Origin of the sequence: Fluviicola taffensis DSM 16823, from assembly GCF_943372375.1 — a bacterium.
GTDB classification, from domain to species: domain Bacteria; phylum Bacteroidota; class Bacteroidia; order Flavobacteriales_D; family Crocinitomicaceae; genus Fluviicola; species Fluviicola taffensis_A.
This window is the reverse complement of the sequence record NZ_CALRYJ010000008.1, coordinates 163,376-178,692: the sequence shown is the minus strand read 5'-3', so window position 1 is coordinate 178,692 and position 15,317 is coordinate 163,376. Positions and strand designations below refer to the sequence as shown.

Sequence of the window (15,317 nt, the reverse complement as noted above, 5' to 3'; positions counted from 1 at the left end):
TGCGAAATTAATTAAATTTGCGAAAAACCTTACGTATTTATGATAATTCAATTAACAGGAATGTCTGGTGCCGGAAAGACTTCTCTTTCAATTTCTACCAAACAACTATTACAGGATAGAGGAATCAAAGTGGAAGTATTGGATGCCGATGATTACAGACAGAATGTATTCAAGGAGTTAGGTTATACGAAGGAAGACCGGAATGACAATATTCGCAGACTGGCTTTTGTTGCGAATAAATTCAGTCAGCAAGGAATTGTAGCTATTATTTGTGCTATTAATCCGTATGACGCAATCCGGAATGAATTGTTGGAGAAGTATTCTGAACTCTATACTGTTTATATCCAATGCGATCTGGAAACACTCACACAAAGGGATACGAAGGGCTTGTACCAGAAAGCAATGCTTCCGGATGGACATAAGGACAAGATTTACAATCTCACCGGAGTGAATGATCCGTTTGAGGTGCCAGAGGTTTGTCATCTGACGGTGGAGACAAATAAAGAAACGCTGCATGAATCCACACAGCGTTTAGCTCAATTTATAGAAAATAATCTTAAATAGTTTCCTTCTTGCGGTTGCGATAAAGTTGTTCATCAACAGCTTGAACCATCTTCTCCTCATTCATTGTTTCGGATAGGAACAAATTGATTCTGTTTGCTTCATGTGTGGGATTTTCAATCACATCCGCATATTTGACATGAAGTACCTGAATATTGGGCTTACCAGCAAGCCATCCGTTGATTTTTTCCTTTTGCTGTTCAAAGGTTGTCATTAACTTCAAGTTCAGTGTTTCCTCTTTTTTTCCAAGCATTTTTTGTTGTGACTTCAAAATTTCTTCTAAATCTCTATCCATCATAATGATTTTGTAATCACAACTCATGTCAAGTGCATTCAAAAGCTGTAAAATGATCTTGATTGTTTTCCCATTTTGATCTTTCAACCAGGAGTTGTTGGTCAGGAGTTTCTTTACAGGTTCGTATTCCATATAACCTTTCGGGTTATTGTCATCATTCTGTCTCAGATCATCCACTAAAAGATCTGCTCCTCCAGCTTTCAGCATTTGCATCATCATGGATGTACCTGAACGAGGTAATCCGGATACAATGGTCATTTGTGGTCTCATATTTTTATCTAATATTTGCTGATGAAGTTTTCTTCTTTCATCATTCTTAATCTTTTCGGTATAAATTTGAACCAGGTATTTTCTCGCCAAACCAAATCCGGGTTCTTGAGTTAAAGCCATTTCAAACGCATTGGCTGCATGTTCGTATAGTTCTGCATGAAACAATGCTTCTCCCAAATGGTAATGCGCATTAGGGAACATGTGTTTGATTGAAACAGCATTCAGCCCAGCTTCAATTGCTTTCTCATATTTTTGCTGTCTCATAAGTGCGACACACAATCCGTGATAAGCAACTGCGTTCTCAGAATCCATGGAAATTGCTTTGGTAAAGACTTTTTGAGCCTTTTTCCAATTTTTGGAAACCAGAAAAACACGACCTAGTGTCTGATAAAAACCGGCATTGGCAACTTCGTGGTTCGCAGCTTTCTCTAAAAAGGTTAATGCTTTTTGAGGTTGAACTTCTTGGATTAGAACTCTTCCTTCGAGAAAATCCAATTGAGGGGTGTTCTCCGTCCCTAATTTGTTTCTCATGAGAGTCAGGTATTTCCTTGCCTCTATAGGATTGTTTAATGTCAATTGAGCCGATAGTAATGTTCCAATAAACTTGATGTTTTCGGGTTTATTAGCATGCAGTTCTTCTAAAACAGGAATTGCCTCTAAGGTTCTTCCCGTTGAAATTTTTATCTGGGCACTGTGGAAGGTGTTTTCAGTTTGGATCTGATCCAGCAGTTTTTCATCCGATTCATCCAATTCATCGATATAACCTAGAGCAATTAATTGCTGCAGTGCTTCCTGGGCAGACCAAACATCGATTTTGATGGATTCGTCCAGTTCTCCCCAGTTCTTACCATCCTGAATTTCCCATGTATCAATGTATTTGGGCTCCTCCGGGTTGATAAATGACTGATCCAGTACCTTTCCTGACATATCTTTTCCAATCGGCAAATCGAATAGGTGCAATATGGTTGGAGTAATATCAATGAGTGAAGATCCGTAAACGCGTTCATCCGCTTTGATCCCCGGTCCTTTTAAACAGAATATACCGTATTTTGAGTGTTCGAATGCCGGAGCCATCGAATCTTTCGGTAACGTTTCCAATCTTCGGTGATCAGAGTAAAATCCATGGTCACTTAAAATCATTAAATGGGCTTGATCTCCCATCAAATCTAATAATCGGTCCAGCATCATGTCATGATAAACATAAAAACCGGTCATTACATCCTTGAACAGGTTGTAATCTTCATCCGAAATATGTTTTTGCTGCGGTGGATGAAATTTCATGAAATAATGGGATGCTTTATCAATGGTATCCAGATAAAGTCCGATAAAATTCCATTCTTGAGTTGCAAGAATATGTGTTGCAACATTGTGAAAACTCGAACAACGCGCCAACATCATGATAATGGCGTTGAGGAGTTCATGATTTTTTGGATCCTCGATGTGTTCTTTGGTTGCTGCCGGTACAAAAGGCGCAATGTGATTCCAGGTAAGTTCCATCGGATGAATTCTTAATTCCTTAAGCTCATCAAATTGTTCTTTTGGATGAATATGACTTTCTGACAGTTCCCAATCCGGGAAGCTGTTTTGTGAATTGACGTCTGGAAAATGATTGGATACATTGACACCGTTGATCGGTTCAGCCGGATAGCTTGGCCACCAGCCAATCAAATGGGTTTTATACCCCTCATGAGTCAAGATATTCCAAATTGCTCTAACTTTTCTCGATAGAACAGAAATAGGGATGCGTTTACCGGTTTCAGTTGATGGTTCCACAAAGTTCAATACTCCGTGTTCATCACCATATTTCCCTGTAGCGATAGATGTCCATAAAATAGGAGAGAGAGGAGGATCAATGGTTAAAATATTTCCCATTACCCCAGCTTCAACCACTCGCTGAAGAGCGGGCATTCTGCCGCTGTCCATTAATGGGGTGATAAATTTCCAATCTGCGGCATCCCAGCCTAAAACAAAAACTTGAGTGTTATTTTTTTTTGACATTCTTGTTTGCTCTTTTGTTTAATGTTTCTGATGATTGAATAGGGTCGCGATTCTCTCGCCATGGTTTTAATGCAATTGCACCTAATGCCAACTGACCCAAGGAGCCATTCTTGGATAATGCAATTTCAATGATTTTTTTTTCTTCTTCAGCATTCATTTGCGAAAACGTTAAAAAAAAACCTCCAGATGCGTAAACAAATGGAGGTTTTAAAAGGTTAAAATTATTCTTAGTTCAGAACAATTTTCTTAGTGTCAGTTAATGAACCGTTTGTAATTCTAACGATATACATTCCTGTATTAGCGTTAGCAACATTCATTGTCAACTCACCACTAGTGATTGTCCCTGTAGAAATTACTTTTCCAGCCAAGTCAATTACCTCAATGTCACCTTCGATAGAAGATTTGATTTTGATAGCAGACCCGCTTCCGTAAGCAGTCCAAGAAGCTGCATCGATTTCGGAAATACCTGCAGTTTGTCCCGCGTTGATCGGTCCGTTTGCTGTAGCGTTGTAAGCGTAATCTTTTACTGTAGCTTGGCTAGCGTCAGCCGGAACGTTAACACGTACCCATCCGTAATGTGTGTTAGTTCCAATTAAGAAACGTGCACCCAAATAAATGTCAGAACCTGTATTTCCTGTTCCTACCAATGTTTGTCCGAAACCAACTGCTGAAGTAAAATATAATGTACCTCCTGCTGCAGTTGTATCTAACCAAGTAGAAGCTCCTCCGATAGTTGTTCCTGCAGTAAGACTTGTAGTCGCTGGGAATGAATTTTGACCAACTGTTTGCATAGATGCAACAAGAGCTGCAGTTGCATTATTTGCTACGAAAGAGTAAACATAGTTTAATTGGTAATCTGTACCACCGTAGTTATACAAGTAACCGTAAGTCGCAACAGCCATGTCTTCATTTCCGTCATTATTGAAGTCAACTGCATAATCAGTTAATGATCCGTTTGTAACTGTCAACACTTGATCAGGGTTAACATCTGTATAAACGATTTGAGCATCAGCTGCTGCAGCTGTTCCAAATACCGCTGTAGCCAAAGCTGAATATGATTTCAACTTTTCTTTTAGTAATGATTTAGTCATACTGTAATAGTTTTAAATAAAAAATATTTTGGAAACGAATATACTCGTTTTTTTTGTAGAATAAATAAACCTCTAATTTTTTTTTATTAAAAGAATGTTTTTGATAAGTTAAGTTATTGATTCTTTTCAAAACATTTTCGGTAAATAGACGTCAATGCATTTAAAGATTTGAATTAATTGTTATCTTCATTTTTAGTTTAGAAATGATATATGGAGCGCCTAATTAATATTTTAATTATTGACGAAAAGGAATCAGACCGCTTAGCTCTCAAGGAAATTCTTGGTGGGGGAGGAAATATCCTGCTTTTTTGTGATTCCATTGAGGACGCTCACAGGATTTTAAAACGAAGAGAGGTCGGGATTATTCTCGTTGATGTGGATAGTCCGAATTTCTCATCCATGGAGGATTTTAAGGAACTGTTGCAGGTTCATGCTTCCCATACCCATTATTCCATCATTATTACGGAAAATACCAGAACGGGATCCAAATTGTTGAAAGGGTTTAATTCCGGGGCGGTTGATTTTATCACCAAGCCGTTTAATCCCTTATTGATCCAGGCAAAATTGGATGTTTACAAGTCACTTTATTATAAGGACCAGCGAATTGCTCAATTGTTAGGGAACATCCTTCCTGCGAATGTGTTGGATGATTTGAACCAATATGGGAAGTTTTCTCCTAAAAGAGTGGATAAAGGAGTGGTGCTTTTTACAGACTTCGTGGACTTCTCTATGAAATCAAAATCGATCAAGCCTATTAAATTGGTCAAACGCCTGGAATATTACTTTACAGCATTTGATGAGATTGTTGAGCGATATAAACTCGAAAAAATAAAAACCATCGGTGATGCGTATATGGCAATTGCAGGGGTGAATGAAGATAATAATGAGCCAATCCTGCGAGCTTGTATGGCTGCTTTGGAAATGCGCAATTTCATACGGAATGAAAAGGAACTGGCGAAAGCCATGAAAAAGGATTTTTGGGAAATCCGTATAGGAGTTCATGCCGGACCTCTGGTTGCCGGAATTATCGGGTCGAAACGGTATTCGTTCGATGTTTGGGGAGATACCGTAAATATTGCAGCAAGAGCACAGCAATTCAGCGGAATTGACCAGATCACGATTACGCAGGCAATCTATGATGAATGCTATACTTATTTTGATACGAAGGATTTGGGAAATGTTCCGATCAAGAAACGCGGAGGTACAATGGAAACATTTGAATTGGAATCCTTGAAATCTGAATACAGTTTATATAGCAATGGCAAAGTTCCTTCTGTCGAATTGCGTATTCTTTGTCAAATCGCAACGGTGGATTTTGAACACATGAGAAGTGACATCCTCAATAAATTGAAATCAATGTTGCCTGATGAAGTGATCTATCACGATTTGGGACATACCCTGAATGTGGAAAAAGCTGCCATTCGTTTGGGAAGATTGGAAGGATTGAATGAAGAAGAGATCCTTTTGGTAAGAACAGCTGCCTTATTTCATGATACCGGTTTTATATTCACCTATCATCACAATGAGTTGCATGCCGTTCGATTAATGGAACAGATGCTTCCGAAATATGGATTCAATGCCGTTCAAATTCAGGAAATTCGCGAAATGATTTTGGCGACTTCACTGGATATAGAACCCGTTGGTTTGCTTCAGGAGATTTTGTGTGATGCAGATCACGATTATTTGGGAAGAGCTGACTATTATGTCGTGGCTTCCAAACTCAAAGAGGAAATGATCGCTTTTGGAATGGATCTGTCTGAAGAGGATTGGATTCAATTGCAAATAAAATTTTTAGGGGACACACATCAATTTTATACCATTACGGCATTGAATATCCGACAAAAAGGAAAAATGAACCGCTTGGCTGAATTGAAAGTAGCTTTACACGAATTGCAGAATCAGCAAGTGTAAACGGTGACTTCGATTACACTGTCCTTGCTTTACCGAAGCGGCTATGTGAAGGCAAGAGCTCTAGCGCAAGGATTCAGACACCTTGTTTTTCGTTATTGATAATTTCCAGAATTTTTAAAGGACACTGAGCGAAGTCGAAGTGTGCTTTTTTCCTAAAAGCTCGGTTCAATCAAACTAAGCATATCTGTTGTTGAAATACTGGGTTTATAGTCCTGTGTACTTCCACCATAAACACCACTGGGATTTAGATCTGCATCCCGTCCCGCTCTTGATAAACCATCGACCACATGGCGTGTTTCTTTTTCATCTTCACTCTTCTTTTTTCCTTTTTCTGCTCTTGAGCTTGAAAAATAGGTTCCGCTGATAGTTGATGAAGAAGCTTTGTAAGTTGCTGCCGGACTTGCTGCCATGCTTTTATCAGATGTGGTCCATTGGTAAGTCGCAGTTCCTCCATTGGCAGTAGATGAAAGAGTTGTATTACTGGTTATAGGCATTTGTTGATCCGTATTTTCATCTTTAGGCATCGTGGAACTTGCGGTAAACTGTTTTTCATTTCCTTCATTCAAAGGGAATTTCTTCTTCGGTTCGGTGTCGGCACTTTTTTCCAGTGATGTGGAATCATTACTTGCTGTCATTTGAACCTTCTCATTAATCGGTAATTGATTTTCAGATAGGGAAACCCAAACCGTGATGACACCGGCAGACAGGACCAATAATGCAGCCACACGAAACCAGGTGGTACTGTATAAAGGAACAATTTTCTTTTCTTCCACTTCAGCAGTCGCATTCCAGTTTTGGCTAATACCAGGATGCTTTGCCTGAAAAACCGAGTTCAGGCTCGATTTCACAGAAGGGGATACTTCTTCTATATTGGAAATGGCCAATTGGTCGATTCCGGTATAAAATGATTTCATTTCATTGTATTCCTCTTCCGAAGATACAAGCTCTTGGATCACTTCCAATTCTGCGGAAGATAAATCGCTGTAAGCTTTTGTTTGTATTATTTCGTCAAAAGTATTCATGGTGTTTTTGTATGTTCTGGTTGGTATTCTTTTAATCCTTGGGCCAGGTATTTGGTTGCGTAAAATAAGCGGGACTTAATGGTTCCCTCACTGATTTCCAAAGCTTGGGCTATTTCTTTGATCGATAAACCGTCGAAATGGCGCATTTCAAATACTTCCCGGTGTTTTTCCTCCAATTGAGTGACCTGATGGTTATATGCTTCCTTGAACAAGGTGTGATGTACTTGGTTTTCGGTGTTCTTGTTCACGTCCATCACTGCATAACTGCTATCTAGTCCATTACTGGTGTTCTTTCTTATTTCTTGTTTTTTGTATTCATTCTTACACATGTTATTGGCTACTGAATACATCCATGTTTTGAAAGAACGTGTCGTATCAAAAAGTTCCGGACGATGAATCAGCTTGGTGAAAAAATCATGCACAAAGTCTTCCGACTTTTCGCGATCACGCCAAAGCATGCGCATGAAATACGAGAGCAGGGCAGATGAATAACGACCATAAAGCTTGTCAAAAGCCCGTTGATCGCCTCCAGCCATCCCAATGACCAATTGTTCGTCGGTCATTTGGTCGTATTCCTTTTTAATCATTCGCATCAGCGCTTAATTTTTGAAAGTTGACCAGTTTTGCGCGCCCTCGTGGCGACACTCATGATGATGTGATTAATTTCCTTAACGTCTTCCGTCTTGTTGTATTCTTCATATAACCTGGAAACACTTAGAAGTGTCGGTAAATAATTGGCTGAAAGTGCATCCGATTGCTGGTCCCTCCCAATTCCAAGTTCCGGTGTTTTCCATTTCGTTTCAACCAGGGAAATGTTCCAGGCATTGTAGTCCATTGTCGATTGGTCGTAAGCAAAAGTCAGACCAACAGGATTCAACGCCGAACTCATTCCTTGAAAATATTCTTTGGGAAATGACATGGAAACATAGAGGTTCTTAGAGACATTCAGCGCACAGAAATTTTGAACAAATGCGGTATCAACAAATGTTGAATTGGGCATGATATAACCTCTGGACGTTAAACTGGCTTGATAATCGAGACTTTGCAGGAGATCCACTGAGATTAATTCCAAATCACCTCTTCCCAGCGTATTTTTCTCATAGTTTACAGGGATCAACTCGGTGTAACCATGCAATAAGAGTGTTCCGCTGGCAGGTACTGAATTCACCAGATCGGTTGCGTAGCTCAATAAACCGTTGGAGATCTTATTCTGACCGATCATTTCACGGGTGACACTATCCGCAAGAACTTGATTATTGACCGCTATACCATATGCTACCAATTCTTGTTGGACTTCCGTTTTTGCAGGTTCCAATTTGGCTGCTTGTTGCAATTCCGGGAATTGTTTCGGGTCGTATTTGCTTAATAAATAAGTGTAAAAATGTTTTTCAAAGCTGCCGGGCAACATGTTTGCATAGATCTGGGCACTTTGTTTCATCTTCAGCAACTCTTCCGGACTGGCACTTCTTCGGGTCAGTTGGTGCTTTGAATTGGAATAGTTTGATTCGAATTGGTATTTTGCACTTTTCAGTTGTTGAATGCTTGCGTTGGAATCCTTATCTGCTTTCTCGTCGCTTGCAAAGTTCGGATCACTTATTGATTTGAATGATTTGTTTTTTTTCGATTGGATTTGTATTTCTTCCAACTGAGGTTCTGCAGTTTTCGTAGAATCTTGTTGATCCATCACTACTTTTCCCGAATTGGTTTTATTGTTCAATATATTTTCCTGTGACTGAGCTTTACTAAGAGCAGCGCAAAAAAGCAATGAAACAAGAAGGATGAATGGACGCATAAAGCAATTTTTATCTGTAGTACAATCAGATTAAAATTAAGTTCAAAAAATGAAAGAAAAAAATATTCTAGGAATTGGAATCCGCAGCGAATAGGAATTTATTGGGAGACACCAGGTTGGTCTTTACTGCATAAATCACAATTCCGGCGGTATTTTTCACCCCCAATTTCGCCATGATATTCTTGCGATGGGTATTGATGGTGTGATTGCTTAAACAAAGATAGTCTGCAATCATGACGTTTGTCAATCCTTCAGCAATCATCGTGATGATCTCTGTTTCACGTTCACTCAATGTGATCGGTTCGCAGCTGAATGATTCGAAATCAATGTCATTCACATCGATTGAAGCATCTCGGATTGTTTCCAGGATCTGACCGCAGAAGAATTTGTTTCCTCTCCAGGTTTCCCGGATTGAATCAATGATTTCAGAACTGTCACAATCTTTCTTGATGTAGCTTTTTACTCCGGAACGCAATGCATTTACCAAGGTTTGAGCAGATTGTTCAGGTGTAATTGCAACGACATTCAAATCGGGCTTTTTCTGAAGGATCTGAGGAATCACATCAATTGAAAATCCTTTGGAAGTGTAATCAACTAAAATAATGTTCGCATCGAAGGCTTTGTTGAGTGCAATCAATTCTTCATTGTTTCTTGCTTCACCTACAATTTGGATGTTTCGCTCTGTAGACAACAGCGTACGCAGACCAATGCGTATAATTTCATTACTGTCGGCTAAAATGAGTTTCATTATTTAGATTAATTTTAAACAAGACAAAAGTAAGGAAAAAATAATACCGTTTACCCTTTCCTCCGATAAAACTTTCGGCACATTAAGTCCGCCGTGGCGGAATGTTCAATTCTCAATGAAATTCATCTGAAAATGCATGAAAACTTTCAGTTAGAAGTGGAAGGTTTTTAATAGATGATCTTCTAATTGGAAAGGTGTCATTTTGGATAATTACCTGGTTTTTATCCCATCTGCAAGAAATCTCACCATCGATTGAAGTGTATTGGTCCGGAAGATGGGTATCCATTTTATAGTCCTTGAACTCATCATCCCAGGATTGAAGAATGAGGTAGTGTTGCCGATGAATGAAAAGCTGTTTGACCTGTCGGTTTCCAAAAACAGCGTACGCACCATGATGAGCGAGACGCGGAAATCGGTCATCATTCCAATTGTTACTGATCAGGGTCGGAAAGGTGCATTCAATTGCTACCAGTAATGCAAAGCCGAATTTCACTACTTGGTGTTTTCGTGAATACTTTGATTGAACCAATGCTGTTGGAAATCCAAAAATGCTTTTCCAGTTTTGAAGAAAAGACGCGCTATATACCAAACTGAAAACAAGCAGTGAACCCGATAAGAGTTTCACCGAGATATCGAAAGAGAAATTGATCAGAACCACTTGTCCGAAAATAACGATCGCAAGTAAGGAGGCTAAGAACCGGGTTCTTTTGAATAGTAAAAGTAGTGCGGTGAGAACTTCAATGATTCCAAGCGCAACGGTATATGGATAGGAACTTCCAACTAAGGACCAATAGGCTATGTCTTTGGAAAGCTTCCCTAAAGGAGTGTAAAGCGTATTTGGTTCAGGCGCATAAAACTGCACCTTTGTTAGTTTATCCCAACCGTATTTGAAAAGGAAGAAGAACAAAATGCTCGCAAGAATGGTTCTGAGTAAGTCGGTGGAACTCCATTTGTATCTGGAACAAATCCTGTTGATAATGGGCGAACAGACAACTCCTAAAAGAATGCTGAGTGCTACAAGAACGTAGGTTCCATAGGTGTCTGTTTCGAAAATCAGATCTTCGTCAACGATTTTTAAGAAACCGATAAATACTTTTTGAACCAGCTTGAAAATCCAGTCGAAAAGAGCATAATCAAACGGGAGAAGCAAAATCCACCAGATGGCAATCCCGATAAAACTCAATTTCAGATGTTCTTTCATGCAGATGTTTGAGGAGTGAAGAGACGACTAGAAAAACGGAACAGGAGCAAGCCACCACCGGTTATCAGGAAGATGAAAAGCAAAGCACTTCGCTTCTTTTTCTTGGGAACAGGTTCGGGAGTTGGTTCTATCTGTAACTGATCCGACTGAATTTCATTCATCTGAGGATTTTTTCTTCCTGGAGGAATCGGTTTTACGTGCTTTGGAGATTTCTTGAAATTGAGATATTCCACATTTCGATGATAGGCACTTTTAGTAATCGAATCAATGTCTAAATCGTAATTTGCATAGGCGAGATTCCTGTAAACAGTATCATACTGATAATACCCATGATAATTATCGTAGACCTCAATGCTGGTGCTATCATTCAAGCGAATAACCTGCACTAATCTCGGAGGGGGGATTCCAAAATTGGTGTTTGGATCGATGAAGAAATCGGCGGCAGTTCCCGAATGACTTTTATGTGTAATGATGGCTGTTTGCGCTAGCGAAAGAGAAGCGATAAAACAAAGGAAGAATAGAAATGCAGTTTTCATGATTCAAGCAATTGATTGTTGGGTAGTTTTGGATTTACTGAAAAGTTTCATCAGAAGCATTCCACCACCAGTGATTCCGAATAGGAATAGGAGGTAGGACTTCTTCTTTTTCTTTGGAGCAGGTTCGTTGATTGGGGTTTCATCAGGAATGATTTCCTGGCTTTTCATCTCTTCCATGCGATATCCCGGAGTTTTCGGTTTGATATCCTTGGGAGAATTTTTGAAATTGATGTATTCAATGTTATTGTAGTACCCCGGTTGTTTGAGTGAATCAATATTCAGGTTGTAATCGATTTTATGGCGAACCGTATCGTGATAGATGAATCCTGAAAACTCCGAGTAAACATTCACATAAGTGGAATCATTTAAACGAACGATCTGAATCAGCTGAGGACCGGGTTCTCCAAAATTGGTGTTTGGATCAATGAAGAAATCGACAGAAGTTCCCGAATGACTTTTGTGAGCAATGATGGCTGTTTGCGCTTGGGTAAAGGAAGCGATGAAACAAATGAGAGATAAGAATACCGTTTTCATAGTTTAAGCAATTGATTGTTGAATGGGTTTAGATTTACTGAACAGTTTCATCAAAAGCATTCCGCCGCCTGTTATTCCGAATAAGAAGAGCAGGTAAGATTTCTTTTTCTTTTTGATGGGAGCAGATTCTTGCACTGGCTGATTTTGTTGTTTTTTCAGTTCTTCTTCTTGCTCCATTTTTAGCTGATATTCTTTTTCGCGATATTGTTGTTCGCTCTTTTGAATCGAATCTTGGTACTTGTATTGGAATTGAACAAGAGAATAGCGGTGTTGATTTGGTATGGTGTCGATTTGGATGACTTTTTGTTCGAAGTCAGTCACTTCCACAATCATCACAGAGTCATTCAAGGGTTTGAATTTTTCTGATTTGTAGAGTTGTGGTGGTTGTGATTGTGGATCAAATTTCATTTCAATCGCTCCGAAATTACTGCTGGAAGCAATCAGGTAAGAATTTGAAGTTCCTGCGTGACTTTTATGTGCAATTAATGGAGTTTGGGCATTTCCGGTTGAAAAGAAATAGGCAAAAGCAAGTGTAAGAATGAATTTCATTTGTTGTTGTTTGAAAAGGGATACACTTACTTCCCAATTCGGTTCAAATTTATTTTACAGTGGGCACGCGATTAATCTCGTGCCCACAATACCAAACAAAAAACTCCCGGTTGCCGCCGAGAGTTTTGCCATCACTAAAGCTTTTAGCGACATGCGATCCGTTGCATTCCTACAACATTGTTTTGTGTATATTTCCCTTTACACTTCTAAGAAATGCGGGATTTATAAAAAGTAACGATGAGTTTAGAAGATTGATTTAATCTTCCACTTCAATTTCTTTAATAATCAGCTTATCAATGCGCGCACCATCCATATCCACGACTTCAATCTCAAAGTTCAGCCAATGAAACTTCTGTCCGGTAGAAGGTACACTTCTGGATTCGTTCAAGACCAATCCACCAATGGTTGTAAAGTTCAGTTCCGAAGAATTATCCTCCAATCCGAACTGGCGGAAGAACTCGGCGATGGGATATTGACCGTCGATTAACCACGATCCATCTTCCCGTTGCATAAACTCAAATTCTTCTGCGTAAAAGTCATTGAAATCACCAACAAGTGCTTGTAAGAGGTCGTTTAAGGTTACAATTCCTTGCGTTTGACCGAATTCATCTGTGATGATACCATAGTGAGTTTTAGACTCTTTAAAATGAACCAAAGCCTCATAAGCGGAAATGTTTTCCATTAAAAATTGAGGTTTCAGCATGAGTTTCTTCAATTCAAAATCATCATGATTAATGGTTCTAAACAAATCTTTCAGCAATACAACCCCTAAAACTTGTTCACGTTCTTCGTCAAAAATCGGATATACCGAGTGCATTTCTTTTTCAACTTGCTCACGAACTTCCTCTTTTGTATCATGAATGTCGATGAAAATCACATCATTCCGGTGCGTCATCAAGGAACTGATATTGCGGTCTCCCAAATGGAAAACGCGCTCCACGATATCCTGCTCAATTTCCTGAACTTCACCACCTTCAGTTCCTTCCTGGATAATTGCCTTGATTTCTTCTTCAGTCACTTTTCCGTCGGAAGATTGCTTGATCCGCAAAATCTTCAGCAATAAATCCGAAGTGATGGTTAATAACCAGACGAAAGGTGCGGTGATCTTTGAAATAATCAACATCGGTCGTGCCATTGTTTTGGCAATTCCTTCCGGGTTGGTAAGACCGATCCGTTTCGGAACCAATTCACCCAATACCAATGAGAAGAAAGTGATAATGACAACAACGGTAGTTACGGCTAAAAAATGAGCGTAAATACGTGTGACAGCAAAACTATGGTAAAAACCCTCAATGTCCGAGGTCATCTTTTCACCCGAGAAGATACCCGTCAGGATTCCGATCAGTGTAATACCGATCTGTACCGTGGAAAGAAATTTATTGGGTGCGTTCAGGGTTTCAATAACCAGCTTGGCACTTTTGTCACCTCTTTTTGCGGCGGCATCCAATTTGGATTTTCTGGCAGAAACCGTAGCGATTTCAGCCATGGAGAAAACCCCATTGAGGATGATTAAAAAGAGGATTATGAGTAGTTCCATTTATCTTATTGTTCCAGGATAAATTTCCAAAGCTTTTTCCAAACAAACAACTGCTTTTTTCAAAGAATCCTGATTTAGTACATAAGCAATGCGTGCTTCCTGCATTCCGGCACCTGGCGTAGAATAGAAACCGTTTGCAGGAGCCATCATGACTGTCTGTCCTTCAAATTCGAAATCTTCCAATAACCATTGGCAGAATTTTTCAGCATTGTCTACCGGGAATTTAGCCACGCAATAGAAAGCACCGCTTGGTTTCGGACAAAATACTCCGGGAATGCTGTTTAATCCATCTACCATGATGTTGCGTCGCTGAACGTATTCGGAAACAACATTGTCGAAATAGGATTGTGGAGTATTCAAAGCGGCTTCAGAAGCAACCTGATCAACAGTAGGAGGAGAAAGTCTTGCCTGACCGAATTTCAATGCAGCAGCCATTACTTCTTTGTTTTTAGTAACCAATGCTCCAATACGAGCTCCACACATGGAGTAACGTTTGGAAACTGAATCGATCATGATTACATTGTTCTCGATTCCTTCCAGGTTCAAAACGGAGAAAGGTTGTGCTCCATCATAACAGAACTCGCGGTATACTTCGTCAGCGAACAAGAACAAGTCATGTTTCTTAACAATGTCACGCAATTGTTCCAATTCGTTTTTGCTATATAAATAACCCGTTGGATTTCCTGGATTACAGATGACAATCGCTTTTGTCTTGGAGGTGATTTTTGCTTCGATTTCAGAAACCGGAGGCAATGCGAATCCCGTTTCAATGCTTGAAGTCACCGGAACAACTGTTAATCCGGCCATGACAGCAAACCCATTGTAGTTTGCGTAAAACGGTTCAGGAATAATTACCTCGTCTCCAGGGTTACAAGTTGTCATAAACCCGAAAATCAAAGCTTCAGATCCACCGGTTGTGATAATGATGTCTTCCATATTAACCGGAAGACCACCTTTTCTATATGTTTCAGCCAATTTCGTCCGGTAAGATTCAAATCCTGCAGAATGACTGTATTCAATTACTTTATGATCAAAATTACGAATAGCATCTAAAGCTACTTGTGGTGTTTCAATATCCGGTTGACCGATGTTCAAGTGGTATACGGTTTTCCCGGCTTTTTTAGCTTTTTCAGCATAAGGAACCAACTTTCGAATTGGTGAAGCTGGCATGTCAATGGCTTTTTGGGCAATTTTCGGCATTTCTTTACTTTATTTTGAGGACAACAAAAGTACAGGAAATGTTGACATATACATAAAAATCCTGATTTTTAC

The 15,317-nt window shown here is 39.5% G+C and carries 15 protein-coding genes; 2 read left to right on the top strand and 13 right to left on the bottom strand.

The features are described from left to right. Positions 1–39: 39 nt before the first annotated feature. Positions 40–564 (top strand): adenylyl-sulfate kinase, encoded by a 525-nt coding sequence (gene cysC / locus AAG807_RS12810; RefSeq protein WP_341904518.1) that lies wholly within the window; start codon positions 40–42, stop codon positions 562–564. Here the strand turns inward: cysC and AAG807_RS12805 are convergent. The 3 genes from AAG807_RS12805 to AAG807_RS12795 all read right to left on the bottom strand — a co-directional run bounded on the left by AAG807_RS12805 (position 557) and on the right by AAG807_RS12795 (position 4,215). Further along, positions 557–3,124: an alkaline phosphatase family protein gene (locus AAG807_RS12805; RefSeq protein WP_341904514.1), complete on the bottom strand. Its 2,568-nt coding sequence runs from the start codon at positions 3,122–3,124 to the stop codon at positions 557–559. The two genes, cysC and AAG807_RS12805, sit on opposite strands and share 8 nt — an antisense overlap. Further along, a complete protein-coding gene (locus AAG807_RS12800; RefSeq protein ID WP_341904512.1) occupies positions 3,108–3,281 on the bottom strand; it encodes a hypothetical protein in 174 nt (57 codons plus the stop codon). Before AAG807_RS12800 ends, AAG807_RS12805 begins: the two co-directional genes overlap by 17 nt. 70 nt (positions 3,282–3,351) lie before the next feature. After that, the gene (locus AAG807_RS12795; RefSeq protein ID WP_341904509.1) at positions 3,352–4,215 is read right to left on the bottom strand and encodes a T9SS type A sorting domain-containing protein; all 864 of its coding nucleotides are present in this window, start codon (positions 4,213–4,215) and stop codon (positions 3,352–3,354) included. Positions 4,216–4,425: 210 nt separating this feature from the next. Here AAG807_RS12795 and AAG807_RS12790 point away from each other — a divergent pair, with 210 nt between their 5' ends. Then, complete coding sequence (locus AAG807_RS12790) at positions 4,426–6,126, top strand: adenylate/guanylate cyclase domain-containing protein (protein WP_341904506.1); 1,701 nt, start codon at positions 4,426–4,428, stop codon at positions 6,124–6,126. Between the two features lie 152 nt (positions 6,127–6,278). On the opposite strand, the gene AAG807_RS12785 is transcribed toward AAG807_RS12790, so the two are convergent. The 10 genes from AAG807_RS12785 to AAG807_RS12740 all read right to left on the bottom strand — a co-directional run bounded on the left by AAG807_RS12785 (position 6,279) and on the right by AAG807_RS12740 (position 15,245). After that, positions 6,279–7,148 carry a hypothetical protein gene (locus AAG807_RS12785; RefSeq protein WP_341904504.1) on the bottom strand — a complete coding sequence of 290 codons (870 nt, stop codon included), beginning with the start codon at positions 7,146–7,148 and terminating at the stop codon, positions 6,279–6,281. Beyond that, positions 7,145–7,741 (bottom strand): RNA polymerase sigma factor, encoded by a 597-nt coding sequence (locus AAG807_RS12780; protein WP_341904501.1) that lies wholly within the window; start codon positions 7,739–7,741, stop codon positions 7,145–7,147. The genes AAG807_RS12785 and AAG807_RS12780 overlap by 4 nt, the downstream gene beginning before the upstream one ends. Further along, positions 7,741–8,940: a hypothetical protein gene (locus AAG807_RS12775; protein WP_341904499.1), complete on the bottom strand. Its 1,200-nt coding sequence runs from the start codon at positions 8,938–8,940 to the stop codon at positions 7,741–7,743. Before AAG807_RS12775 ends, AAG807_RS12780 begins: the two co-directional genes overlap by 1 nt. A 67-nt stretch (positions 8,941–9,007) precedes the next feature. Continuing rightward, complete coding sequence (locus AAG807_RS12770; RefSeq protein ID WP_341904495.1) at positions 9,008–9,688, bottom strand: response regulator transcription factor; 681 nt, start codon at positions 9,686–9,688, stop codon at positions 9,008–9,010. Between the two features lie 112 nt (positions 9,689–9,800). Next, positions 9,801–10,889 carry a hypothetical protein gene (locus tag AAG807_RS12765; protein WP_341904492.1) on the bottom strand — a complete coding sequence of 363 codons (1,089 nt, stop codon included), beginning with the start codon at positions 10,887–10,889 and terminating at the stop codon, positions 9,801–9,803. After that, positions 10,886–11,425 carry a hypothetical protein gene (locus tag AAG807_RS12760; protein WP_341904488.1) on the bottom strand — a complete coding sequence of 180 codons (540 nt, stop codon included), beginning with the start codon at positions 11,423–11,425 and terminating at the stop codon, positions 10,886–10,888. Before AAG807_RS12760 ends, AAG807_RS12765 begins: the two co-directional genes overlap by 4 nt. Positions 11,426–11,428: 3 nt before the next feature. Next, entirely contained in the window at positions 11,429–11,959 is a 531-nt protein-coding gene (locus tag AAG807_RS12755) for a hypothetical protein (RefSeq protein ID WP_341904486.1), read from the bottom strand. Between the two features lie 3 nt (positions 11,960–11,962). Beyond that, on the bottom strand, positions 11,963–12,508 hold the full coding sequence (locus AAG807_RS12750; protein ID WP_341904483.1) for a hypothetical protein: 546 nt from the start codon (positions 12,506–12,508) through the stop codon (positions 11,963–11,965). Positions 12,509–12,764: 256 nt separating this feature from the next. Continuing rightward, on the bottom strand, positions 12,765–14,045 hold the full coding sequence (locus AAG807_RS12745) for a hemolysin family protein (protein WP_341904481.1): 1,281 nt from the start codon (positions 14,043–14,045) through the stop codon (positions 12,765–12,767). Further along, positions 14,046–15,245 (bottom strand): pyridoxal phosphate-dependent aminotransferase, encoded by a 1,200-nt coding sequence (locus AAG807_RS12740; protein ID WP_341904478.1) that lies wholly within the window; start codon positions 15,243–15,245, stop codon positions 14,046–14,048. Between the last annotated feature and the right edge of the window lie 72 nt (positions 15,246–15,317).